Annotated in this window: 27 protein-coding genes; 20 read left to right on the top strand and 7 right to left on the bottom strand. The window is 57.8% G+C overall.

What is annotated here, in order from left to right; genetic code table 11:
• The first annotated feature begins 6 nt into the window (after positions 1-6).
• A complete protein-coding gene (locus ACOYNV_RS14750) occupies positions 7-423 on the top strand; it encodes an ExbD/TolR family protein (protein ID WP_422900544.1) in 417 nt (138 codons plus the stop codon).
• A 105-nt stretch (positions 424-528) separates the two neighbouring features.
• Here the strand turns inward: ACOYNV_RS14750 and ACOYNV_RS14745 are convergent, their stop codons facing one another.
• The 6 genes from ACOYNV_RS14745 to ACOYNV_RS14720 form a co-directional block, all read right to left on the bottom strand.
• Positions 529-1,194, bottom strand: coding sequence for a Crp/Fnr family transcriptional regulator (locus tag ACOYNV_RS14745; protein WP_422900543.1), 666 nt, complete (start codon positions 1,192-1,194; stop codon positions 529-531).
• A 102-nt stretch (positions 1,195-1,296) separates the two neighbouring features.
• Positions 1,297-3,654 carry a TonB-dependent receptor gene (locus ACOYNV_RS14740; RefSeq protein ID WP_422900542.1) on the bottom strand — a complete coding sequence of 786 codons (2,358 nt, stop codon included), beginning with the start codon at positions 3,652-3,654 and terminating at the stop codon, positions 1,297-1,299.
• A 189-nt stretch (positions 3,655-3,843) separates the two neighbouring features.
• Complete coding sequence (locus ACOYNV_RS14735) at positions 3,844-4,341, bottom strand: copper chaperone PCu(A)C (protein ID WP_422900541.1); 498 nt, start codon at positions 4,339-4,341, stop codon at positions 3,844-3,846.
• A gap of 45 nt (positions 4,342-4,386) precedes the next feature.
• Complete coding sequence (locus ACOYNV_RS14730; RefSeq protein ID WP_422900540.1) at positions 4,387-5,022, bottom strand: SCO family protein; 636 nt, start codon at positions 5,020-5,022, stop codon at positions 4,387-4,389.
• Positions 5,023-5,156: 134 nt separating this feature from the next.
• On the bottom strand, positions 5,157-5,561 hold the full coding sequence (locus tag ACOYNV_RS14725; RefSeq protein ID WP_422900539.1) for a PIN domain-containing protein: 405 nt from the start codon (positions 5,559-5,561) through the stop codon (positions 5,157-5,159).
• A complete protein-coding gene (locus ACOYNV_RS14720; RefSeq protein ID WP_422900538.1) occupies positions 5,548-5,781 on the bottom strand; it encodes an AbrB/MazE/SpoVT family DNA-binding domain-containing protein in 234 nt (77 codons plus the stop codon). The genes ACOYNV_RS14725 and ACOYNV_RS14720 overlap by 14 nt, the downstream gene beginning before the upstream one ends.
• Before the next feature lie 306 nt (positions 5,782-6,087).
• On the opposite strand from ACOYNV_RS14720, the gene nosZ reads away from it, so the two are divergent.
• The 17 genes from nosZ (at position 6,088) to ACOYNV_RS14635 (ending at position 21,987) form a co-directional block, all read left to right on the top strand.
• A complete protein-coding gene (gene nosZ, locus ACOYNV_RS14715; RefSeq protein ID WP_422900537.1) occupies positions 6,088-8,385 on the top strand; it encodes a Sec-dependent nitrous-oxide reductase in 2,298 nt (765 codons plus the stop codon).
• Positions 8,386-8,467: 82 nt separating this feature from the next.
• Positions 8,468-8,779 (top strand): c-type cytochrome, encoded by a 312-nt coding sequence (locus tag ACOYNV_RS14710; RefSeq protein WP_422900536.1) that lies wholly within the window; start codon positions 8,468-8,470, stop codon positions 8,777-8,779.
• 110 nt (positions 8,780-8,889) lie between these two features.
• Positions 8,890-9,666: a c-type cytochrome gene (locus tag ACOYNV_RS14705; RefSeq protein ID WP_422900535.1), complete on the top strand. Its 777-nt coding sequence runs from the start codon at positions 8,890-8,892 to the stop codon at positions 9,664-9,666.
• Between the two features lie 139 nt (positions 9,667-9,805).
• A complete protein-coding gene (locus ACOYNV_RS14700) occupies positions 9,806-10,792 on the top strand; it encodes a hypothetical protein (protein WP_422900534.1) in 987 nt (328 codons plus the stop codon).
• A 153-nt stretch (positions 10,793-10,945) separates the two neighbouring features.
• Positions 10,946-12,322: a nitrous oxide reductase family maturation protein NosD gene (gene nosD, locus ACOYNV_RS14695; RefSeq protein ID WP_422900533.1), complete on the top strand. Its 1,377-nt coding sequence runs from the start codon at positions 10,946-10,948 to the stop codon at positions 12,320-12,322.
• Complete coding sequence (locus ACOYNV_RS14690) at positions 12,319-13,212, top strand: 4Fe-4S dicluster domain-containing protein (protein WP_422900532.1); 894 nt, start codon at positions 12,319-12,321, stop codon at positions 13,210-13,212. The genes nosD (ACOYNV_RS14695) and ACOYNV_RS14690 overlap by 4 nt, the downstream gene beginning before the upstream one ends.
• A 190-nt stretch (positions 13,213-13,402) precedes the next feature.
• The gene (locus ACOYNV_RS14685; RefSeq protein ID WP_422900531.1) at positions 13,403-14,368 is read left to right on the top strand and encodes a NapH/MauN family ferredoxin-type protein; all 966 of its coding nucleotides are present in this window, start codon (positions 13,403-13,405) and stop codon (positions 14,366-14,368) included.
• A gap of 235 nt (positions 14,369-14,603) precedes the next feature.
• Positions 14,604-15,473, top strand: a complete 870-nt coding sequence (locus tag ACOYNV_RS14680; protein WP_422900530.1) for an ABC transporter ATP-binding protein — start codon at positions 14,604-14,606, stop codon at positions 15,471-15,473.
• The gene (locus ACOYNV_RS14675) at positions 15,470-15,937 is read left to right on the top strand and encodes a hypothetical protein (RefSeq protein ID WP_422900529.1); all 468 of its coding nucleotides are present in this window, start codon (positions 15,470-15,472) and stop codon (positions 15,935-15,937) included. The genes ACOYNV_RS14680 and ACOYNV_RS14675 overlap by 4 nt, the downstream gene beginning before the upstream one ends.
• A gap of 10 nt (positions 15,938-15,947) precedes the next feature.
• Positions 15,948-16,775, top strand: coding sequence for an ABC transporter permease (locus tag ACOYNV_RS14670; protein ID WP_422900528.1), 828 nt, complete (start codon positions 15,948-15,950; stop codon positions 16,773-16,775).
• Positions 16,776-16,788: 13 nt separating this feature from the next.
• Positions 16,789-17,295, top strand: coding sequence for a TlpA family protein disulfide reductase (locus ACOYNV_RS14665; protein ID WP_422900527.1), 507 nt, complete (start codon positions 16,789-16,791; stop codon positions 17,293-17,295).
• Between the two features lie 339 nt (positions 17,296-17,634).
• Positions 17,635-18,588 carry a prenyltransferase gene (locus tag ACOYNV_RS14660; RefSeq protein ID WP_422900526.1) on the top strand — a complete coding sequence of 318 codons (954 nt, stop codon included), beginning with the start codon at positions 17,635-17,637 and terminating at the stop codon, positions 18,586-18,588.
• 230 nt (positions 18,589-18,818) lie between these two features.
• Positions 18,819-19,985, top strand: a complete 1,167-nt coding sequence (gene nosD / locus ACOYNV_RS14655; protein WP_422900553.1) for a nitrous oxide reductase family maturation protein NosD — start codon at positions 18,819-18,821, stop codon at positions 19,983-19,985.
• A gap of 123 nt (positions 19,986-20,108) precedes the next feature.
• Positions 20,109-20,390, top strand: a complete 282-nt coding sequence (locus ACOYNV_RS14650) for a BrnT family toxin (RefSeq protein ID WP_422900552.1) — start codon at positions 20,109-20,111, stop codon at positions 20,388-20,390.
• Positions 20,368-20,637, top strand: a complete 270-nt coding sequence (locus ACOYNV_RS14645; RefSeq protein WP_422900525.1) for a BrnA antitoxin family protein — start codon at positions 20,368-20,370, stop codon at positions 20,635-20,637. Before ACOYNV_RS14650 ends, ACOYNV_RS14645 begins: the two co-directional genes overlap by 23 nt.
• A 105-nt stretch (positions 20,638-20,742) precedes the next feature.
• Entirely contained in the window at positions 20,743-21,507 is a 765-nt protein-coding gene (gene nudC, locus ACOYNV_RS14640) for an NAD(+) diphosphatase (protein WP_422900524.1), read from the top strand.
• 126 nt (positions 21,508-21,633) lie between these two features.
• Positions 21,634-21,987, top strand: a complete 354-nt coding sequence (locus ACOYNV_RS14635; protein WP_422900551.1) for a type II toxin-antitoxin system VapC family toxin — start codon at positions 21,634-21,636, stop codon at positions 21,985-21,987.
• 130 nt (positions 21,988-22,117) lie between these two features.
• Here ACOYNV_RS14635 and ACOYNV_RS14630 read toward each other — a convergent pair whose 3' ends face one another.
• Positions 22,118-22,249: a hypothetical protein gene (locus ACOYNV_RS14630; RefSeq protein WP_422900550.1), complete on the bottom strand. Its 132-nt coding sequence runs from the start codon at positions 22,247-22,249 to the stop codon at positions 22,118-22,120.
• Positions 22,250-22,310: 61 nt separating this feature from the next.
• On the opposite strand from ACOYNV_RS14630, the gene ACOYNV_RS14625 reads away from it, so the two are divergent.
• Positions 22,311-22,595 (top strand): hypothetical protein, encoded by a 285-nt coding sequence (locus ACOYNV_RS14625; RefSeq protein WP_422900554.1) that lies wholly within the window; start codon positions 22,311-22,313, stop codon positions 22,593-22,595.
• A gap of 245 nt (positions 22,596-22,840) precedes the next feature.
• Complete coding sequence (locus ACOYNV_RS14620) at positions 22,841-23,254, top strand: hypothetical protein (RefSeq protein WP_422900523.1); 414 nt, start codon at positions 22,841-22,843, stop codon at positions 23,252-23,254.
• Positions 23,255-23,417 lie beyond the last annotated feature (163 nt).

Here is a 23,417-nt window from a genome sequence, read left to right as displayed (position 1 = left end):
GCAAGCATGTCTTTCGGATCATTCAATGAAAACGGCCCGGCGCAGCCGATGGCCGAGATCAACACCACGCCGCTGGTCGACGTGATGCTGGTGCTGCTGGTCATCTTCATCATCACCGCGCCGCTGTTCCATCAGGCGGTGCCGGTCGACCTGCCGCGCGTGGCATCAACCAAACTTGAAGACAAACCGCTGGTGGTATCGGTGGCGCTCGACGCCGAAGGCAAGGTCTTTGTCGATGCGGTCGAGATCGATCGCTCGGCGCTGGCGGCACGATTTGCTGCCAGCACTGCCAACGGCCTGCAGCCGGAATTGCACTTGCGCGCCGACCGCGGTACGCGCTACGAGCGGGTTGCGGAAGTTCTCGCCGAAGCCCAGCGGGCGGGGATCGTGAAGATCGCCTTTGTCACCGAACCGGCTCGCTAGTAGTCAATCAACTTGGATCTGGCGTATAAAATACCCCGTCATTCCGGGCTTGACCCGGAATCCAGTAGTGCACCACTGGATTCCGGGTCAAGCCCGGAATGACGGCTAGCCAGCATTTTCAAGATCGAGCGGTATTGCCGCCAGGCTGAAGCGACTGGTTGATACACCGCCGCTGGTCGACAGCGGCTTGAGGATGCCGGCGCGGCGCAAACCGCTCACCATGCGCGACACGGTTTCCAGCGTCAGAGCCGTGATGTCGGCCATGTCTTGCCGGGGCGGCAGCGTCACCTGAAGCGGTCGGGCGATTGCTTCCCCAATTGCTTCCACATACCCTTCCCCGCTCGCTTCTCCGGGCGCGGCCAGCAGGAACACCAGTCGCCGGACCCGTTCTGCCGCCTGGCCGCAGCGCAGGGCAATGACATCGGCCGCTCGACGTTCGGCTTTGGCCATGTTGTGCAGCAGCGAATCGCCGGCCGGTGCGCTGCAGCCCTCCGGCCAAGGCGTGAGCAGGCAGGGGGTGAGCGCAGTTGCGGTAAAACTGTAGCTGTCGAAAAGCAGGGTTTCAGCACCGATGATGTCGCCCTTGATGGCCAGGTTGGCGAAATTCTGTTCGCCATTGGGTTCCAGCCGGTCGAGACGAACCGAGCCGCTGAGAACGCGCCAGGCGGCTCCAGAGGTGCTATGGGTATAAATGGCCTGGCCGGCAGCAAAACTTTGTTGCTCTTGCCGGGCGTCGGTTTTCTTGAGCGAATAGGGTTGTGGCTTCGCCACCAAGGCAAGAGCAGGCGAAACCCCCCTCGCGTGAGGCGCGAGGGGGTTCTTTAGTGGAGCAGGAAAGTTCAGTCAAGAAATATCCTTGTTCTCATTGCGGGTTTAGAACTTGATGTTCAGACCGGTGTAGAGCGAGCGTCCCATGCCGGGAACGGCAGTGCCCCAGCCGAACATGCCATCTGTAGCAGGAGGATTGAGAGACATGGTTCTGCCTTGACCGGTATAGGCACCACCGAGCGGCAAGGCATAGCCCCGGTCGAACAGGTTGTCGACGCCGAAGTCGAGGCGAACCTGTTTCCACGAATAGCTGGAGCGCAGATTGACGAGGCTGTACCCAGAGGTTTTCACTTCGTTGCGCACATCGGAAACGTTGTTCTTCTCCTTCACCATTACCAGTTCAAGCCCGCTATCCCAGCCGCCATGGTTGTGCGTCAGCGTCAACTTGGCGTTCAGGGGCATGATGTTATAGATATCGTCGCCGGTATCGCGATTCTTGCCGTTGGTGTAATTGAGCAGGCCGTTCAGCCCCCATTCTCCGAAGCCGTTCTTTGCCAGCGGAATTTTTCCGGAGAGGTCAAGGCCATAGAGTCGGGCGGACTGGTTGGCATACTGAAGCACGACGAACTGGTTGCTGGTCGTCGGATTTGGCGGTGTACAGGCCGACCCGGCAGGACAGCGAACCGCGTCGATATAATCCGTGACCTGCGAGTAGTAGGGCGTGGCCTTGAACTCCCAGTCACGACTGGCCGAATGCAAGTCAAACGTGGCCGAGACGGTGTGGGCAATTTCCGGCTGCAGGTCAAGGTTGCCGATGTAGCCGTTGCCGTCGCCGACAAAGTTGTTCATCACCGCCGCCATCGACCAGGTGGACCAGGTGTAGCGCTCGTACAGGTTGGGCGAACGCACCTTGCGGGCAAAGCCGAATTCGACGTCGCGCGTGGCATCCGCCGTGTAGCGTGCCAGTGCGGCGAGGTCCCAGTTGTTGTCGGTACGCTCGTGGTTGCGGGCGTTGAAGGCGTTGGCGTCGGCATACTGGTTGCCCATGGCACCGGGGGCCGTGCTGTAGCCGCGCACATCGCCTGCGTCCATGTTTACGCGTTCAAAGCGTGCGCCAAGTGAGGTCATCCATTGCTCATTGGGCCTCGATTCCCACTCACCGAACAATGCTGTCCGGTCGCGCTGGCCGTCATTGATGTTTTGAAAAGTGCCCGGCCACATGCCCGAGCCCGATGCTGGCCACCAGTCGTCGAGATGGTAACGCTGGAATTCGCTGCCGACGCGGAGCAGATCCTGCTTGTTGAGCGCGATATCCGCCTTGATTGTAAAGCCGCTATTCTTGCTTTCCGTCTCCATCGGCATTCCGGCGGCACAGTACTGCGCCATTGGCGCAGGTGGGCCGTTGAGCGGTGAGCATGGAAATCCGTTGACTGAAGTCGTTCCACCTACTCCGCCCGGACCTGATTTTGCGCCGTACCAGAAGCGTTTGTCATCGCCGAAGTCCATCTTGTGATTGACTTTCTCGTGGTAAGCACTGGCCTCCAATGCGCCCCAGTCGAACTGGCCAAGATAGCGCAGATTAAGGCGATTCTGGATGTTTTCGGTCATGTCCATCCGCTGGTTCGGATAGTTCTGGAAAGGCAGATCCTGATAGCCGAATTTGGCTTCAACGAGATGATTGCCGCCTTTCAGTGCCAGACCAAGGGTGTGGTTGCGGGTCTCGTAGGCGGTCGAGCCAACCTCGTCACGCGGCAGGGTTTGGCCGGCGTTGCCGGTGGCAGTGTAGTTCTTGAAGTTACTGCCGGCCGTGTAGTTATCGGACTGGGCAGTGGCGCCGGTATAGGTCAGGCTGAGGCTTTCACTGGCCAGCGTGGCCGACAGATTGCCGCCTTTGGCATTGCCATTGCTGCGATAGAAGGCGCCGGCTTCGCCCTTGGCGAGCGTACCTTCTCCAGGGACGGCAAATTCAGGTGCGCGCGTTTTGGCGATGATCGTTCCGGCGATGCTGTCACCGCCAACGCTGACTGGTGAAATGCCTGAATACACCTTCAGCGATTCAATGGAACTTGGATCAAGATAGGAGAGCGGTGAGTTCATGTGGTTAGGGCAGGAAGCAATCAGGTCCATGCCGTCGACCTTGATACGGATGCGGTCATCGGCCAGGCCGTGGATCACCGGCAGGCTGGAGACACCGCCAGCCCCATAGAGACTCACTCCGGGAACATCTCTGAGCAGAGTAGCCGTGTCGCTGGTATAGGCGCGCATGGGCACCAGGCTGGCCGCGTCGAGGCGGGTGCTGTTCGGTTCGACGTTGTTGATTTTCGACGATTTGATAAGCACCTCGGTCATCACCGGTGTTTGTGCAGGATCTGGAGCCGGGTTGCTTTGCGCGATGGCGGTTTGCCATACCGCCGGCAAGGCAAAGGCGACCGCCAGCGCGATTGGATTCTTAGCAAAAAACATGATCTCTCCCTGAGCTTTTTATAAAGTGCGCTCATTCTAGTGAGTGATGCTGCATTGCGGAATGTGGCAAATTGTCGCACCTCACTGTGGTTTGGCTGCAGATCAATATACCCGGAGGAGATTTGTTAAAAGAAAAGGGCGAGGAGTTTTCACTCTCCCGCCCTTCGATTTAGCGCCAGGATCGCTGAATCAATGCTTCATTTTGCTGTGATCCATGCTGTTATCCATCTGCATCATGGCCTGCGGTTTTTTTACCGGGGCGTCGATTTTCTTCGTACTGCCGTCGTCGAAAGTCAGCGTAACCGGCACGATGTCGCCTTCCTTGAGCGCTTGCTTCAGGTCGATCAGCATGATGTGGTAGCTGCCGGACTTGAGTTCGGCCTGCCCTTTTGCCTTGATGTCGATTTCCTTGACCTGGCGCATCTTCATCACGCCGTTATCGTTGGTGTGGCTGTGCAGTTCGACGGTCTTGGCCACCGGGCTGTCGGCCTTGACCAGTTTGCGGTCAGCAGTGCCGACGTTCTTGATGGTCATGAATGCGAGCGTGGTTTTTGTACCTGGCGGTACTTCGCGCACGTAGGCGTCGTTCACGCTGAGGTCGGCTTCGGCGGCCAACGACAGCGTGGACATGGGAAGTGTGGCGGCTGCGACAAGCAACAGGGCGAAACGGCAGAATCGAATGGTCATGAAAACTCCTTGGTGAATAATTCGTAATGAGAAAGCCGACACAGCTTACTTGCTTGTACCGGCAGCCAGCAAGGGGCGAACGGCAGCGACGATCTGTTGTGGCGTTGAGGCGTGCGGCAAGCTGGCCGCCAGTTTTCCATTGGGGTCGATTACATAGGTAATTGAAGAATGATCGACCGCGTACAAGCCGTCGGCATTGGGCTTTTGCTTCGTATAGCTGGCACCGTACTGACTGGCGACAGCGGTGAGTTGTTCAGTGCTTCCAGTAATGCCGATGATGCCGGGGTGAAAGTAAGGAGCGTACACGTTCAGATGCTCGGGCGTATCCCGATCAGGGTCGACCGAAACGAAAATACCCTGCACGCGCTCGCGTTCGGCCGTTTCAAGGGACGATAGTGCCTGCGCCATCAAGGAGAGCGAGGTCGGGCACACATCCGGGCAGAAGGTGTAGCCAAAATAAATCAGTACGACCTTGCCGCGAAAATCCTTGAGCGCTACCGGCCCGTTAAACCCCTGCAGTGTGAAATCACCACCTTGTGGTGCTTGGGCCAGTTGCAACTGGCTGTGCGGCAGATTTTTGGTTGCTGGTCCGGGCGCTACCGGTTGCCAGAAAAAGGCAAGCCAGACAAGCAGTGCGCCAAGGGCGACGATAATAGCTATCAGTAAAGCGCGGGATTTCATGGCTGACTTTCACAAGAAACTGTTTGTCAATTTATTGCCGAATAAATAACTAAAGGGGGTCAGCATCGCATTCATTTTTCGCGGAAACAAATGCAATGCTGACCCCTTTGATTACTTTGCTTATGCAATCAGGGTCAGCGGAACGGATTATGAATCTTCAAACAGCCTTCAAATATCTGCCCATCCTGCATGTCTTCTGTCAGCAGAATTTTGCATCCCGAACTCAGGGCCGAAGCAACAATCATCGCGTCGTACACAGACAAACCGTATTGCGCAACAATCTCCATTCCTTTATCGTGGGTCGCTTCGGTGATCGGGACGATCTTGCAGGCAACCCGTATGGCTGCAATCACCTCCCGAATTTCTCCGACAGTCATTTTGATCTTGCGCATGGCGACCGAAGAGAATTCGTTCAGTACTTGAACACTGAGTATGCCACCTGAGGCCAACGCTTCTTCAGCACGGCCCGCCTTGATGGCGTCGCTGGAGAGCAGGTAAAGCAGAACATTTGTATCAAAAAAATGATCAGCCGCGCTCATGGGCTTCCAGGCGATCAAATTTGAAGTCGGCCGGCAGACGTCCGCGGAATTTCCTCAGTCGCTCCAGCATTTCGCGCGCACCGGGTTGTTTTGTGATCTCAAACACGCGTGCACCTGCAACTTGAATTTCGATTTCGTCGCCTTCGCGTAGCGTCAATGCTTCAACGACTGCAGCGGGTAGTCGTACCGCCAGGCTGTTACCCCACTTTGCAACTTGCATGCTGTTTCTCCAGAAAAAAGATATACTTTTTCCATTGTATATCTTTCAAACGATCAACGGAACATACCACCCCCGGTGATGAAATTTGCCGCTGCATAACCCCTCCCGGCCTCCCCTTTTCAGGGGAGGGGCAAGCAAAACCAGTTCTGCAGGCAGTTCGCCATTGTCGGAAAAAATTCATTTCCCAAATTTGATTTACCTCAAGGTTTGTACTATTCTGGCTGACATGATGTGCGACAAATTGCCGCAGTGGCGTTTTGTCGCAGGGGTAATTGGGGTTCCCCACACTACAACGGGAGGGTCGTTATGAAAAAGCATTTGAAGCAGACTGTATCCACACTGCTGGTAGCAGGCCTCGGCCTTGCTGCGGCCGGTACAGCGTTCTCTGCAGAGTCGTTGCAGGATGTCATGAAACGCCGCAATCTGTCGCAGCAGGACCTGCTCGCCGCGTCCAAAACCTATGTGCCGACCGGCAAACGGGATGAGTTCATGGCCTTCAGCTCCGGCGGCCAGTCCGGGCAGATCATCGTCTATGGCATTCCATCCATGCGCATTCTCAAGTACATCGGCGTGTTCACTCCCGAACCCTGGCAGGGATATGGTTTCGACGAAGAGTCGAAAGCCGTTCTGCGCCAAGGCAATATCGACGGCAAGGAAATCAACTGGGGCGATACGCACCACCCGGCAATTTCCGAGACCGACGGCAAGTACGACGGCCAGTTCCTGTTCATCAACGACAAGGCCAATCCGCGCCTCGCCGTTGTTGATCTGCGCGACTTTGAAACCAAGCAGATCGTGGTTAACCCGATCTACAAGTCCGAGCATGGCGGTGCTTTTGTTACGCCAAACACCGAGTACGTGATCGAAGCCGCGCAGTACGCGACGCCGCTCGAGAACAAGAAGTTCTACCCGCTCGAAGAATTCAACGAGAAGTACCGTGGTGGCATCACTTACTGGAAGTTTGACCGCAAGGAAGGCCGACTCGATCCGACGAAGTCGTTCTCGCTCGAACTGCCTCCCTACTCGCAAGACTTGTCGGACGCCGGTAAAGGCCCGTCGGATGGCTGGTCGTTCACCAATTCCTTCTGCTCCGAGCGTTACGTCGGCGGCATCGAGAAGGGTCGTCCGCCGTATGAAGCCGGTTGCTCTGCCAAGGACACCGACTATCTGCACGTGATCAACTGGAAAAAAGCGGCTGAACTCGTTGCCGCCGGCAAGGCCAGGAAGATCAACGGCCACGACGTGCTGATGATGGAAACCGCAATCAAGGAAGGCATCCTCTTCCTGGTTCCGGAACCCAAGTCACCGCACGGGGTTGACGTCACACCGGACGGCAAATTGCTGGTCGTTGCCGGCAAGCTCGACACGCACGTATCCGTATTTTCCTTCGAGAAGATCATGGCCGCCATCAAGGCTGGCAAGTTCGAATCAAAGGACCCCTACGGCATTCCGGTGATCGCCATGAAGGACGCCTTGCACACGCAGGTCGCTCTTGGTCTGGGCCCGCTGCATACCCAGTACGACTCCAAGCCCTGCATCGCCTACACCTCGTTGTATGTGGATAGCCAGGTTGCCAAGTGGAACTACTGTGAAGGCAAGGTTCTCGACAAGATCTCCGTGCACTACAACATTGGTCACCTGATGACCATGGAAGGCGACTCGGTTGATCCGAAGGGGCGTTACCTGGTGGCGTTGAACAAGCTGGCAATCGACCGCTTCAACCCGGTTGGCCCGCTGCATCCGCAGAACCACCAGTTGATCGACATCAGCAATGACAAGATGCAGCTCCTCTACGACATGCCGATTCCTTTAGGCGAGCCGCACTATGTTGTCGCCATCGAGGCCTCCAAGCTGAAACCCGCAGTTCGCTACAAGGTTGGCACCAACAGCCGCACCGACAAGCCGAATCCTGGCGCCGTTCGAGCCGGTGAAGAACATACCGACAAGAAGGGCAACAAGGTTGAAGTCTTCGGCACCCTGATCCGCTCGCACATCACGCCGGAAACCATTGAGGTTGATGTTGGCGACGAAGTGACAATCCACCTGACCAACCTGGAACGAGCACAGGACGAAACCCACGGCTTCGCGATTTCGACCTACAACGTGCATGCCTCGATTGAGCCGGGAAAGACGGTAACGGTCAAATTCAAGGCCGACAAGGAAGGTGTCTATCCGTACTACTGCACGGAGTTCTGCTCAGCGCTGCACCTTGAAATGCAGGGTTATCTGCTGGTCAAGCCAAAGGGCTGGAAGGCGAGCAAGACGACGGCAACTGCCGGCGCCACTTACACCGAAACCGACTACAAGGCTCAGCTCAAGAAGGTTGTTGATACGCAGGCCGTGATTGACTCCGTGGTGGCCTACATCACCAGCGTTAATTACAAGGATTTCCCTGATGTAGTCGCCATGGTCGATGACGCATTCGACCAACTGGGCAAGGTCAAGGACGTCAAGGCCAAGGCGGATGAAGCAGCAGCGAAGAAGGATTGGGCGAATGCCACCCTCTGGACCGAGCAGATCTGGCAATACCAGGTCAAGACCGCCGACCTGGGTCTGCGTGCCAAGACCTACCTTGAACAGAACGGTGCCAAGAAGGTCAAGTAAGTTTTCTTGATCTGACTCAAGGCAAATCACGGGAAGCGGCATTAGTCTGCTTCCCGTTTCTACTTGATTAAAGGGATTTACCATGAAAAAAGTAATGGTTTTTGTTGCTCTTGCTGCCCTCGCTTCTGCTCCGGTGCTGGCCGCCGACGGCGCCAAGCTGTACAGCGAAAAGACCTGCAATGCCTGCCATGGCGCGGACGGCAAGAAACCGATCATGCCGAACTACCCGAAGATCGCCGGACAGAACGCGGCCTACGCCGAGCAGCAGATGAAGGACATCAAGAGCGGCGCCCGCAACAACGGCCAGACCGCCGCCATGAAGGGCGTCATGCACCTGGTTAACGACGCCGAAATCAAGGCCATTGCCGAATTTGTAGCAACACTCAAACCCTGAAATCCACGGCATGAGCCAGTTTTCTTGCGCACTTGACGCAGGTCAATTACAGCCACATGCGCAACGGCTAACGTAAGGCCGTGTGTTTATTCTTATCGAAAGGTAATGCCATGAAGAAGCTGATTATCGCCGCATCGCTGGCAGTCTTTGCGCTGACTGCCGCTCATGCCGCGCCCCCCGCCGCCAAAAAAGAGGGGATCGAAGGCAAGGACTACAAGTGGAATGCCCAGGAAGGCGAAAAGATCGAAGCGCTGACCAAGAAGGGTGACAAAAAGCGCGGCGAGGAAGCCTATGAAATCTGTGGCGCTTGCCACTTGCCATCGGGTGCGGGCCGTCCCGATGGCACCTTCCCGCAACTTGCCGGCCAGCACTCAACCGTGCTGATCAAGCAGATGGCCGATATCCGCGCCGGCCTGCGCGACAACCCGACCATGTATCCGTTTGCCGCCACCTTGACCGACGCGCAGGAACTGGCCGATGTCTCCGCTTACATTGAATCGCTGTGCATTCCTGTTGATCACGGCATGTACGATTCGAAACCGGGCGATGCCGCCAAGGACTGGAAGGCCCCGGCCGATAACGCGCAGCAACTGTCCCAGGGCAAGGAGTTGTACGAGAAAGAGTGCAAGACCTGCCACGGTGCGAATGGTGAAGGCGACAAGGCCAAGTTCTATCCGGTGATCGCCGGCCAGCACTACAAGTATCTGCTGCGCCAGATGAGTGATATCCGTGATGGCAAGCGCCGTAACGCCAACCCGGACATGGTCAAGATCATCAAGAAGTACGACGACAAGCAGTTGATTGCCATTTCTGCCTATCAGTCGAGTCTGGTGATGCCGGGCAATATGTGCAAGCCGAAGGCTGGCGCAGCGGCCAAGAAGAAGTAAGTGACAGCCCCGCTTTTCTCCCCTCGCCCACTTGTGGGAGAGGGGTCGGGGGAGAGGGGAATGTAGCCATAAGCGCAGCCATAAGCGCCTGAATGCCAGCACCAAGGATTAAAATCGAAAGTCATAAGTGAAAACTGACATGCCTGACCAAAAAAAACAGAATCTGTTGATCACCGGGCTGACCCTGATAGCCATCGTGGCGTTGATTGCTGCCTACTTTTCACCGATCTGGTGGGTTTCGCTGACGGCGCCGAACTACCCGAAGGATGCCTTTCCTGACGGCATTCGAATCCACTTCCACTTTGACAAGGTCTACAACGGCTGCAGTATCGCCGCCGCAGGAACGCGCATGAGCAATGAGATCCTGCAGAAGGATCTTGATGAAACCGTGGAACGTTACAACCCCATTCTCGACGCCAAAAAGGACGCCAACAAGGGCGCTCAGGGTCTGGACTGCGTGCATGAAATGAACACCATCAACCATTACGTAGGGATGTTTCCCATTTCCACCGGCGCACCGGTCGAGAAACCCATGGCCAAATTCTTCTTCGGTTTCTTCGTCGCCATGTTGCTCGGCTTCATCGCACCGGAAGGCCGTCGTCGCCTGTTGGTCCTGGCGGCGGGTTTCGCTGCCGTAAGCGTCTGGATGCTGGTTGATCAATATGCACTGGGGCATCTGGAAAGCCATATAAAAAGCTATGTTACCGATGCCAGCACCTTCTTCAATGAACCGGAAAAGATCAAGGTCTGGGGCGACAACGTGCGTACCATCACCAACATCGTCATTATTGGCCTGATCGTGCTCATGGGAATCGTCCTCGCCGGAGTCGCCAAAATCCGCAATTTCTCGTTGCTGCTGCCACTGGCGCCGGCACTGATGCCCGTATTCTTCGTCATCGAATACGCCGGCTGGTTGTGGTTCTTCGGCCACAACATGCATCCGTGGGGCGCCTTCACCGTCAAACCGTTCATGCCCACCGTCTTTGGCGAGGGCAAGGTCGCACAGTTCTCGACCTACTCCTACCCCTACTGGGGTTATGGCCTGCTGCTGATCGCCTTCGTCTGCCTGATGCTGGCAATCCTGCTGCGTCGCAAGCAGATGCGCGCAGATCAAGCGAACGACTGAGGGTTTGTGAAAAAATCGATAATCCACCGCAGAGGCGCAGAGGCGCAGAGAAAACGCAGAGGAAAGCCTTTGTTTACTCAGTTTTTCTCTGCGAAACCTCTGCGCCTCTGCGGTAGGTTTCAGAAATGCCTCCACAGTCTCTGAGGCGATAGCGTGAAAACCCTGCACAAGCTGGCCTTCTTGCCGGCCTTGTTGCTGGCCACCACTTCCGCCGGCATCACGCCGGAGACTCAGGTTCCTCCGGCAGCCGTCGGTTCCACAGCCGACTTTTCGAACGCGCCCCGGGTCAATGTCGACAAGCCGGTGGAACTGATCCCGCTCTACCTGCGCGATCCGCGCATTCACGGCTTGCAACCGTTGCAGGCGCTGGTCGATGCGGCGCCTGAAGGCAGTATTCTGACGCTGCCAGCCGGGCACTATGCCGGCCCGGTCCATCTGAAGAAGCCGCTGACCATCGTCGGCGAAGGCCAGGTGATCATCGACGGCGGCGACAAGGGAACGGTATTCGTCGTCGAAACCAATCGCGCCGAACTACACAATCTCACCATCACCGGCTCGGGTGAATCCCACGACTCGGACGATACCTGCCTGAACGTCCGTGGCCATGGCAACACCTTCGACAACCTGAGCATCGAAAGCTGCCTGTTCGGCATCGACCTCAAGCAGTCGGATCACAACATCGTGCGCAACAGCCGAATTCGTTCCAAACCATTCGCGCTCGGTGTTCGCGGCGACGGCATCCGCCTGTGGTACAGCAATCGCAACCTGATCGAGAATAATCGGGTGACTGATTCGCGCGACATGGTCGCCTGGTATTCGCACAACAACATCTACCGTGGCAACGAAGGACGGCGCAGCCGCTATTCGATCCACTTCATGTTCGCCAATAACAACATCATCGAAGACAACCGCTTCTACGACAACACCGTCGGCATCTACTTCATGTATTCGGAAGGCGGCGTCGCGCGGCGCAACGTCATCTCGCATGCCACCGGCGCCACCGGCATGGCCCTTGGCTTCAAGGAATCCTCCGACATCACGATAGAGGATAACGACATCATCTACAGCGCCGTCGGCATCGGCTCGGATCTGTCGCCCTTCCAGCCGGATACGACGGTGCGCTTCAACCGCAACCGCTTCGCCTACAACGGAATTGCCGTGCAACTGACCAGCGAACTGGGCGGCAACCAATTGCGCGACAACATCTTCGAAGGCAACCTGACCGACATATACCAAGGCGGGCGCGGCGAGGGTGACAAGAATGTGTGGGAAGGCAACTATTTCGATACCTACCAGGGCTTCGACCGCAACAAGGATGGCTACGGCGACACGCCGCATGAGGACTACGCCTACGCAGACCGGATCTGGATGGAGTTTCCCGATGCGCGCTTCTTCAAGACCTCGCCGGTACTCGAACTGCTCGATTTTCTGGAACGGCTGGCCCCATTCTCGGCCCTAGAACTACAGGCCCGGGATGGACGGCCACGCATTGAAAAGCCGCTCTTCGCTGCCCACGGGAGTGCGCGATGACCGACGAAAACAATACCGATGAAGACAACAACGCCCTGGAACCAGCGGAGAAGCTGGCTCTCACCAATGGCACCCCAGCGCTTTCACGCAGCCGCCGGCAGCAGGCTCGCCGCCGTGTGCTGCGCACCATCCTGCTCAGCGGTGGCGTGCTGGGCGCCGCTGCCGCAGGCTATCTCCCGGTGATCTATTCCCAGAAACCGCGCCTGCGTCCACCCGGCGCACTGGACGAAAAAGATTTCCTCTCATCGTGCATCAAGTGCGGCCAGTGCGTTCAGGTGTGCCCGGTGCAGGCCATCAAGCTGGCCGACCTGCTCGACGGTTTTGGTGTCGGCACACCTTATATCGATGCCCGCAGCCAGGCCTGTGATTTCTCCTGTGACGCCGTACAGTGCATTCTCGCCTGCCCGACCGGCACCCTGACCTACGAGAAGCCGGAGTTTCTGGCCGTGCGGCCCGGCGCCGCGCTCGCGGCCAGGCCGATCCTGCTGGCCAAGGAAAATGACCCGGAGCCGACCCTCAACCTGAAGGAGCGTATCGGCGTGGCCCGGCTGACGCGCCCGGAAGCCTGCCTGGCAACCAAGGGCAAGGGCTTCAAGGGGCAAACACGCGGGGCGGAATTCAAAGGCAGGATGCGTTACATGGCGGTCGACCGCTGGAAGCCGATCAAGATCGCCGATCACCCTTACGATGTCGCCGAATGCGATCTCTGCGCCCGCGAGTGTCCGGTCAAGGGGGCAATCAGCATCGAGACGGTAACCGCGGCCAACGGTTCGCAGCGCAAACAGCCGGTCGTGCATGAGCCCTGCGTCGGTTGCGGCGTTTGCGAAATGGTCTGCCCGGTCGAACCCACCTGCATCGAGATCGTGCCGAGAGAGGTGTGGCGCGCATGAACCTTAATACCTCAGTTGGATGTAATGCCAATGTCGCAGGCCCTCATCCCCAGCCCTTCTCCCGCGGGGAGAAGGGTGTAAACTCCCTCTCCCTGCGGGAGAGGGTTGGGGTGAGGGCTAAACACGCATCAAACCTGGATTTGCGGTCGATTAATCGCTGCCAACTGCGGTTTTTAGCATGAAAAACATCATGAAACGCCGGTTTTTCGAACAGATCATGGTGATGTTCGGACGCGAGCCGAAAAAGCCGGCGGCGATTGCCCCTGCTGCTCAAAAAATTCACTTCTACAAACGCGGCAATCGCGATTTCATCGCCGAAAAACTGCATGCCCGGGCCCACGCCGAGCACAAGAACACCTGGCGCAACCGGCGCTGGGCGGTGCTGATCCTGGTCAACCTGCTGTTTGTCGTTTCCTTCCACTTTGACATCCAGTTGCTTGAAGGCGCCCTCACCGCCTCGCGCTTTGCAGGCTTCCACCTGATCGACCTCAATTCCGCGCTGCAGGTGATGCTCGCGCACAAACACATCATCATCAACCTGGTCATCGGCACGGGAACGGTATTCGTCATCTGGCTGTTACTCGGCGGACGGACTTTCTGCTCCTGGGTGTGCCCCTATCACCTGCTGGCCGAATGGACCGAGTCGCTGCATCTCTATCTGGTAAAGAAGAAACTGGTGACCGACCAGCCTATGGACAGGCGCATGCGGACCATCTCCTGGTTTCTCTTCGCCCTGCTCGCCATCGGCACCGGCTACACGGTATTCGAAGCCATTTCGCCGACCGGCATTCTTTCGCGGGCACTGATTTATGGCGCCGGCGTGGCCTTGCTATGGGTACTGGCGCTGCTGGTCTTTGAAGTCTTCTTTTCGCGCCGCGCCTGGTGCCGTTATGCCTGCCCGATTGGCCTGACCTACGGCGTGGTCGGCATCCTGTCGCCGGTGCGCATCTTGTACACTCTCGATGGCTGCTTCCATGAAGGCGACTGCCGCAAGGTCTGCCTGGTGCCGCATGTGCTCGACACGGTAATCAAGGGCCGTGCGGTGAATACCGAAGTGCCGATCGGCCCGGATTGCACGCGTTGCGGGCTGTGCGTGGATACTTGCCCGACGGGCTCGCTAAAATTTGACGTCAAGGGGTTGTCCAGATTGCTGTGAGCAGGAAACGCCACCTTGATCGCTGTTCAGTATGCAGCTACGACAATAGCCTCCGTCATTCCCGCGTAGGCGGGAATCCAGGGATGCCCCAAGTAAGTTCTGCGGGGCACTACTGGATTCCGGGTCAAGCCCGGAATGACGAAGTTTTTAATCTGGTTCAAGTTACCTGACTATTGGTTTTGCTGGCTCCCATGTTCCTTCACTCACTCGAAAACCAACCTGAAAACTGCCCGGCATGATTCTTTTCCAGAACGTAAGCAAAACCTTCCGCAGTGCGCGCGTCCTCGACGGCATCAGCCTGGAGATCGGTCTTGGCGAGCGGGTTGCCCTGATCGGCTCGAACGGTGCGGGCAAAACGACGCTGATCCGCTGCCTGCTCGGCGAGTACACCTTCGACGGCGACGTGAGCATCGAAGGACTCAGCCCGCGCCGCGAACGCACCAGGGTTCTCGGCAGCATCGGCTTCGTGCCTCAGTTGCCGCCGCCGCTGAAAATGCCGGTCGGCCAGTTGATCAATTTTGCCGCCGACCTGTGCGGCACCGACCCAAAACGCATTCTTGACCTGACCGGAACGCTTGGCCTCGACATGGCGCCGATCATGGATCGCCAGTTTGTTCGCCTCTCTGGTGGCATGAAGCAGAAACTGCTGATCGCCATCGCCTTGGGACGCGATGCCAAAGTGCTGGTGATGGACGAACCGGCCGCCAATCTGGACCCGGAAGCGCGCAAGATTTTCTTCGAGCTGCTGGCCGAACGGGCGCAAAGCGCCACCATGCTGATCTCCAGCCACCGGCTCAACGAGGTATCGGCGCTGGTCAATCGCGTGATCGAGCTCGACATGGGCAAGGTGGTGCTTGACGACCGTGTTGATGACGATGTCTCGCTCACCGGCAAGCTGACCTGCCGCATCTCCGTCAAACGCACCGAACCGGCCCTGATCAAGGCGCTCCGCGGCTGGAACTTCAACGACATCAGCGCCACTCCGGGCCAGGGTCTGGAATGGCAGGGCCTGATCGCCGGACCGGATCGCTTGCGCTTCCTCGGCATGATTTCGCGCTACGTGGCACTGGTCAGCAACATCACCATTTCCGAGGTCGAACAATGAACCGTCGAAATTTTATCGCCCTCGGCCTGCTCATGACCCCGCTGGCCGCAGCGCTGTCAGCGTGCGGGAAAAGCCAGAATCTGCCTGCAGGCATGCAGGAGATCAAGTGGGATCGCGATGTCTGCGTGCGCTGCAGCATGGTCATTTCCGACCGTCGTTTCGCTGCCGAGTTGATTGGCGGTGCCAAGAATACGGTGTTCAAGTTCGACGATATCGGCTGCGCCGTCTTCTGGATGCGCGACAAGATCGCCGCTTATCCGTGGATGCTGGAAGCGGCCAGCAGACTGTGGGTCGCCGACCTCGACAGCCGGAGTGACGAGGTTCGCTGGCTTGAGGCGCGCGCCGCCCACTACGTTACCAAGACCTCGCCGATGGGCTACAACCAGGGCGCTGTCGCCCACCCACAGGCTGGCTCGATGGATTTTTCCACGATGAGCGAGCAGGTGCTGGCGAAAGGAAAATAGGAAAAACCCAATGAGACAACTCTGGCTGACCGCCAAACTGGATATCGTCGAATCGCTCAGGGCGCGCTGGTTCCTGATCTACAGCCTGGTCTTCGGCGGTATCGTCGTGCTGCTCTTTGCCTTCGGGCTGACCGAATCGCGCGTGCTCGGCTTTATCGGGCTGTCGCGCCTGCTGGTAACCTACATTCAACTGACCATGGCTATCTTGCCGATTTTCGTGCTGATTACCACCGTCCGCTCGGTGGCCGGCGATCGCGAGGCCGGCGTCTTCGAATACCTGCTCTCGCTGCCGGTCGGGCTGGCGGCGTGGTTCTGGGGCAAGATTTTCGGGCGTTACGTCACCATCTTTCTGCCGGTTTTCGTCGCCATGCTCGGTGCGGCGCTGTGGGGAATGGCGCAGGGAATCGACGTGCCGTGGGACATGTTCCTCTACTACACCGCCCTGCTGGCAGCGATGGGCTGGTGCTTCCTCGGCATGGCCATGCTCATCTCGACGCTGGCCCGCTCGACCGATGTGGCGCAAGGCGCTGCTTTCATGCTCTGGCTGACCCTGCTGCTGTTCCTCGACCTGATCCTGCTCGGCGTGATGATCCAGGGGAGGACCTCGCCGGAAATCGCCGTGACCATTGCCCTGGCCAACCCGCTGCAGGTTTTCCGCGTCGCCGCACTGGCGCTGTTCGACCCGCAACTGATCGTCCTCGGACCGTCGGCCTACGTCATCCTTGATCTTTTCGGAATAACCGGCTTCAAAATCTATGCTCTGGTTTATCCGGTGGCGCTCGGCACGCTGTCTGCAGCCATTGGCTTCTTCAACTTCAAGAACAGCGATCTACCCTGACCGAGCACCATTAATGCCCGCCCTCCTCCGCGTTCTCCTGACTCTTCTTGCCGGACTGCTGCCGCTAACGGCGGCGGCCGAAGCAGTCGCCGCGCCCTTCTATGCCTTTGTCGCCACCGATACCAATGACAAGCCGGTCAACTTCTCGACCCTGCGTAACAAGCCGCTGGTGGTCAATTTCTGGGCACGCTGGTGCGGCCCCTGCCGCAAGGAGATTCCCGACCTGGTCGAGATGGACGCGAAATATCGCAACAAGGGAATTGTCATCCTCGGCCTGGCCATCGAAGATGCGCAATACCGCGAGGCGGTGCGCGATTTCGCCAAGGCTTACGACGTCGACTACCGCGTTCTGCTCACCGGCGCCGGCAAGGGAATTGAACTGATGCAGGCACTGGGTAACGACAAATCCGCCCTGCCGTTCACGGTGGTCATCGACCGCAACGGCAATCTGGTGACGAAAAAACTCGGGGCAATGACCAAGGCAGAAATGGAAGCGGCGATCGAAAAAGCGCTGAAATAATTTTGACCATGCTTGTTAGCCGTCATGGTGAATCATATAACCCCCGTCATTCCGGGCTTGACCCGGAATCCAGAGGTGCACCACTAGATTCCGGGTCAAGCCCGGAATGACGAATCTTTTTTCAGCCAACTAACCACTAACCAACAACCTCTGCGACCCGCACCAATAGGCGTTCCATGAACAGGCATTCTCAAAAACCAATGAATACGGCACTCTTCAGCCCTATGCCTTGCAGATCGTTTATCCAAGCGGGCTGCAGCCATGCTATCCAGAACAAGACTCCAGAAACTTTTCGCGGCCTAGCCTGAACAGCCACGATCCAGACCAAGAAAGCGACCCATGCCCAAGCCAATGGAACCGACCCTGGACGCGCTGCCAAACACCTTCCTGCGTTACTTTGCCGCGACGCGACCGGCCTTTCTTTCTGTCACCTTCGTCGGCTGTCTGCTCGGCCTGGCCTCGGCGGCTTACTCAGGCATTGCCATCGGGCCGCTACTGGCGACGGCGACGCTCTTCTTCGCCCTGGTGGCGCATGCCGGCGCCAATGTCATCAACGACTACTACGACGCGCTTTCCGGCTGTGACGCGGCCAACACCGAGCGGCAGTTTCCCTTCACCGGCGGCAGCCGGTGCATCCAGAACGGCGTCCTGTCGTTACGCGCGACCGGCATCTTCGGCTATTCGCTGCTGGCCGCGGTGGTTCCTGCGGGACTCTGGCTGACCGCCGTCAGTTCGTCGGGACTGATCCTGATCGGCCTGGCCGGCCTGGTGGTCGGCTGGGCCTATTCGGCGCCACCGCTGAAATTGCAGAGTCGTGGCCTCGGCGAATTCGCCATCACCGCCGGCTGGTTGCTGGTGGTCATCGGCAGCGACTTCGTGCAGCGACACGCCTTTTCCTTCGTCCCCGTCGCCGCCGGTCTCGGCTTTGCCCTGCTGGTAGCCAACGTGCTGTACATCAACCAGTTTCCCGACGTGAAGGCCGATGCCGGAGCGGGCAAGAACACGCTGGTGGTAAAACTGGGTTTTGCCCGGGCCCGCTGGGGCTATGTACTGATTACCGCGCTGGCCTTTGGCTGGTTACTGTTGATGGTGCTGCTTGGCCTGCTTCCCATCGTGGTGTTGATCGCCCTGCTCCCGGCCGTTGCCAGCTTCATGGCGGCACGACAGCTCTGGTCCAGCGCCGGGCGGCCGGCCGAACTCACCCCGGCGCTGAAGCTGACCATTCTCGCCGCCAGCACGCACGGCCTGTTGCTGGCAATCATTCTGACCCTGCCGTGGAGCCACCCGGCCTGACTGGCCATACAGGTCGAAGCGTGAGAGGCTGTGAAAAAATCAAAAATCCACCGCAGAGGCGCAAAGTCGCAAAGGTTACGCAGAGAAAACCCTTAAAAACAATGGGGTTCCTCTGCGTTTTCTCTGCGCCTTTGCGCCTCTGCGGTGGATTTCCAGGTGTATTTTCACAGCCTCTGAGCTTTGGATTCCCCGCACTGCGCTCATGGCTGTGGCTGATCGTCTTGCTTGCAATGCCGGCGCTGGCGGCCGAACCAGCCTCTCTGCAAACCCTGATCGACGCCACCCCGGCCGGCGGCACGCTGCGTCTGCCGCCCGGCAACTATGCCGGCCCTGCCTCCATCAACAAACCGATGACGCTCGATGGCGGACGGCAGGCAACTATCATCGGTGATGGCCAAAGCACCGTGCTCTCCGTCTCCGGCAAGAACGTGACCCTGCGCGGCCTGCGCCTGAGCGGCAGTGGCGAATCTCATGACCGGATCGATGCCGGGATTCTTCTGGAAGGCGACGAGCATCGCGTCGAAGACAACGAGATCGATGACGTCCTGTTCGGCATCCACCTCAAGCAGGTCAATCGTTCGCGGATCTCGGGCAACCACATCACCGGCAAGAATCTATCGCTCGGCCTGCGTGGCGACGCCATCCGGCTCTGGTACAGCCAACACAACGTCATCGAAGGCAATCACTTCGAGCGTGCCCGGGATCTGACCTTTACCAACTCGCCGGATAACCGGATCATCGGCAACCGCTTGACCGATGCCCGATACGGCATGCACATCATTTTTTCGCCGCGTCTGCTGGTCGAAAACAACCGCATTACCTACACCAGCACCGGCATTGTCGTGCTCTATTCGCCGGACCTGATCCTGCGCGGAAACCACGTCGCCCACGCACTCTCGGGCGGTGGTGGCGGCATCGTGTTCAAGGAAAGCAACGATGCCCTGGTCGAAAACAACGAAGTGCTGCACTGCGCCGTCGGCATCAAGGTCGACGCCCCGCCGCAGGCCGTCGGCACGCTGACGGTCAGGAACAATCGCTTCGCACACAACATCATCGGCGCGTTTTTCTACGGCGAGGACGGCGGCCATCGCTTCTTCGACAACCGTTTCGAAAACAACCTGAGCACGGTAGCCATCAGCGCCTCGGGCACCGCCAGCGCCAATGTCTGGCGTGGGAATTTCTGGGATGACTATCAAGGCTTCGACCGCAACAACGACGGCATCGGCGATACCCCGCACGAAGCCTGGCTGCACGCTGACCGCATCTGGATGGATACCCCGATGGCGACCTTCTTCCGCAACTCGCCGGCCCTCGAAATGCTCGACTTCCTCGAACGCCTGGCCCCGTTTTCGCTACCGTACCGGATACTTCAGGACGTCATGCCACGCATGCAGTGAGCTTCAAAAAAAACGGGAGGAGGACGCCACGGGTTTCTGTTTCCTCGTCTCTGAAAACCGCGCAAGCGAAGGATTCTGACACCATCGATTCGTTGACGGCTATCAATTGTGTGCATACAATAAATCACATGGAAATTACTTACGACCCTGCAAAAAAGCGCCAGCAACATCGAGTTGCGTGGTTTGAGCTTCGAGAAGGCAGCGGGCTTTGATTTCCAGTCGGCGGTGATCTGGATTGACGCCCGAAAGGCATACCCCGAAGTACGAATCTCCGCACTTGGGCTGTTGGCTGGCCGGGTGCATTCGCTGGTCTTTACCGAAACGGCCAGCGGAATCCGAGTCATCAGCTTTCGTAAAGCGAATAAGCGCGAGGTAATACGGCATGAACAAGAAACCCAAACCTGAGTTGATTGACAACGACAATCCCGAATGGACTGACGAGATGTTCAAGCAGTCCGTTCGCTTTGACGCGCTGCCGGAATCGTTACAGGCCAAACTGCGCGGGCGACCCAAGGCTGCCGTCACCAAAGAGCGCATCACAATCCGCCTATCGCAAGAGGTCGTGGAGCGTTTCAGGGCCAGTGGCGACGGTTGGCAGACGCGAATGGATGCCGCCTTGAAAGACTGGCTCAGCACCCACTCCCCAGCGTAAAAATCAAGAAAATCAATAGGAAAATCAATAGGGTCAGACTCCGCCGGCTTGAAGAGTTGAAAGCGGATCAATGGAATCACCTTCAACGTCAAACCAGGAATCAGCATGGACGAATCAAGCTACTGGCTACTTCGCTGCGGAAATCAACTGCTCACGGCAATTGACAAGGCACAGGGAAATCCTTTCCCGCATGGTCGGGCAGCGGATTTCGGCAATCCCGGGGACGCCCTGTTGATTGGGGAATGGCAAGGGCTTCCTTGCTTCGCCGCCGAAGTCGACAGACTCCCGGAAAACGTTACGGGAGAACTGATAACGGTAGGGCGCCTGTTCGCGCTGGCTGGTGCTGAGGCCTTTGCGCAGGCTGGACGCGCCACGCAACTCCTGGACTGGCAAAAAAACCATCGCTATTGCGGCCGCTGCGGCACTCCAACACGGATGAAATCGGAGGAGTTTGCCATGTCATGTACGGCCTGCGGCCTGCTGGCCTACCCAAGAATTTCGCCTGCCGTGATGGTCGTGATCCAGCGCAGCGATGAGTTGTTGCTGGCGCGCAGCCCGCATTTCAAGCCCGGAGTTTTCAGCGCCCTGGCCGGGTTTGTTGAAGCCGGAGAATCCCTTGAACAATGCGCAGCCCGTGAAGTGCGGGAAGAGGTGGGGATCGAGATCACCAATCTGCGCTATTTTCGAAGCCAGTCGTGGCCATTTCCCAATTCGCTGATGGTGGCATTCCTTGCCGACTACGCGGGCGGGACGATCAGCCCTGATCCACTTGAAATCGAAGCGGCTCAATGGTTTCCACGCAGCGCCCTGCCACTGCTGCCGGACCCGGTGAGTATTGCCCGCCATCTGATCGATGCTGCGTGCCGCTAGACATCGCGGCAACGGTGCAGGTCGACCGCATGCTCGCATGCCGGAGTTGGTCAGACAGGCTCAACTAGAACCGCAGGATATTACCTTGCACGGGAACCCCGACGAAAAGCCCCTGATTCGCACGTCCTGGAGTGGTTTGCCATGCGCCCGGCGGCAAGCCTTTATCTGAGCGTACTTACGCTGGGAGAAATCCGGAAGGGCATTGAGGGTTGCGACAATCCGGTGAAAAAGCAGACGCTGCTGGATTGGCTTGAAACCGATCTGCCGGTTTTCTTTACCGGACGCATTCTCTCGATCGACGGTGCTGTCGCTGAGCGATGGGGCCGTTTGGTAGCAATGGCGGGAAGACCGTTGCCGGCAATCGACACTTTACTGGCGGCAACGGCGATCGAGCACGACCTGATCCTGGTGACGCGGAACGTCAAGGATTTTGCAGGGTTGTCGGTAGAAACATTCAACCCGTGGGATGCACAGAGTTAAACCATGCCGGCTCGCAAGCCTTGTCAATAGGCGATCCACAGCCATACAGGCTGGCAAGCCAATAAATACGGCACTCTTCAGGCTAATAGCCTGTAGACCGACTATCCATGCGGGCTGAGGCGCTCGTCGATCAGTTCGCCAAGTGGCGAACCGGCATTGCGGTACCGCTTTGCAGGTGCGTATGGCAACCGATATGAGGGGAGACGAACACGGCTGGAGAGCCTTTCCCCAGCGCCGGTAGCTTGTTGTCGCACAACTGCATGGAGAGTTCAGGCTGGGAGATTGAGTAAGTACCCGCCAAACCACAGCACAGATGCGGATCGGTGACCTGCGAGCAAGGATTCGACGACACCACGAATTTTCTGCCCGTGTCGCAACTTGCTGGGCGAATGAAACGCGTCCTTTCAGCTGACTCCGGCGCCGGCCTTGCGCAGCAATTCGCCAAGTTTCACCTGTTCGGCGGGGAGCACTTCCGTCACGTTACGCGTCAGGGCCGAAAATACGCGCGGCCTTGTATGAAACTTGAGTGGTCACTATTGCAATCATTTATCTCGGTAAAAAATGCAATATTGGTTCTGTTTTTTTTTGGCGGCATGATCTCTCCATAAAGAATTTATAGCTGACCCCTTAAGTTCCTGCCTTAAGTTCCTGGTCGCGCTTGTACTTCGATTATGACTGTCGAGATTCTTTACACTTTCCAGTCACTCACCACACGCTATTTTCATAGCTCTATGTTGTAAAAGAACAAAATTATCTGGCGTAAATTTTGCGTGTTCTGTGCACTCCCAAGCCCTCAGCGAGTCTTTGGAGGTTTCGCTGAAGCGAATTCCACATTAACTAGAGGAGAACGACGATGACTTCAACCTACAAGTTCGCGGGCTTGGTCGCCGCCTCGCTGTTGGCCCCGTCTGCCTGGGCTACGCTGGCCACCTACGAAGTGTCCGGTCCCGACGCTGCTACGATCATTGCGACGCGCGATGCTTTTCGCACTGCGGTCGGTGGCGGAATAATCGCCGCAGCAAACGGTTCCTTTGGCGGCCTGCGCCGCGAGATCAACTGGGATGGTGTGCCCGCGGGGTTTGCCGACCCGAACCTGTTGCTTGCCGACTTCTTCAACGTAACCTCGCCCCGCGGCGTGGTTTTCAGTACGCCGGGGACAGGTTTCCTCGTCAGTGCCAACGCCGGTGGGGCCACTCCGACGCTGTTCGGGTTCCCTGGCGATTTCCAGCCGTTCAGCACGCAAAAGATATACTTTGAACGGTCATAACTGAACCTTCTGAAAGGTTTGGAAGTTCAGGCTCAATAGCGAATTGAGCGCCTTGGCGTGGATGGTGCGGGTATCTTGCAAGCAGCGTTCGATGGCCGTTGTGAAAGAGTTGTTATCTCGCGCCCCTATGGAGCCATTTGAATCGCGGCTTAATGGAGCCACC

This window comes from Propionivibrio sp., assembly GCF_049316945.1.
Taxonomy (GTDB): Bacteria; Pseudomonadota; Gammaproteobacteria; order Burkholderiales; family Rhodocyclaceae; genus Propionivibrio.
This window is presented reverse-complemented; position numbering and strand designations above follow the sequence as displayed.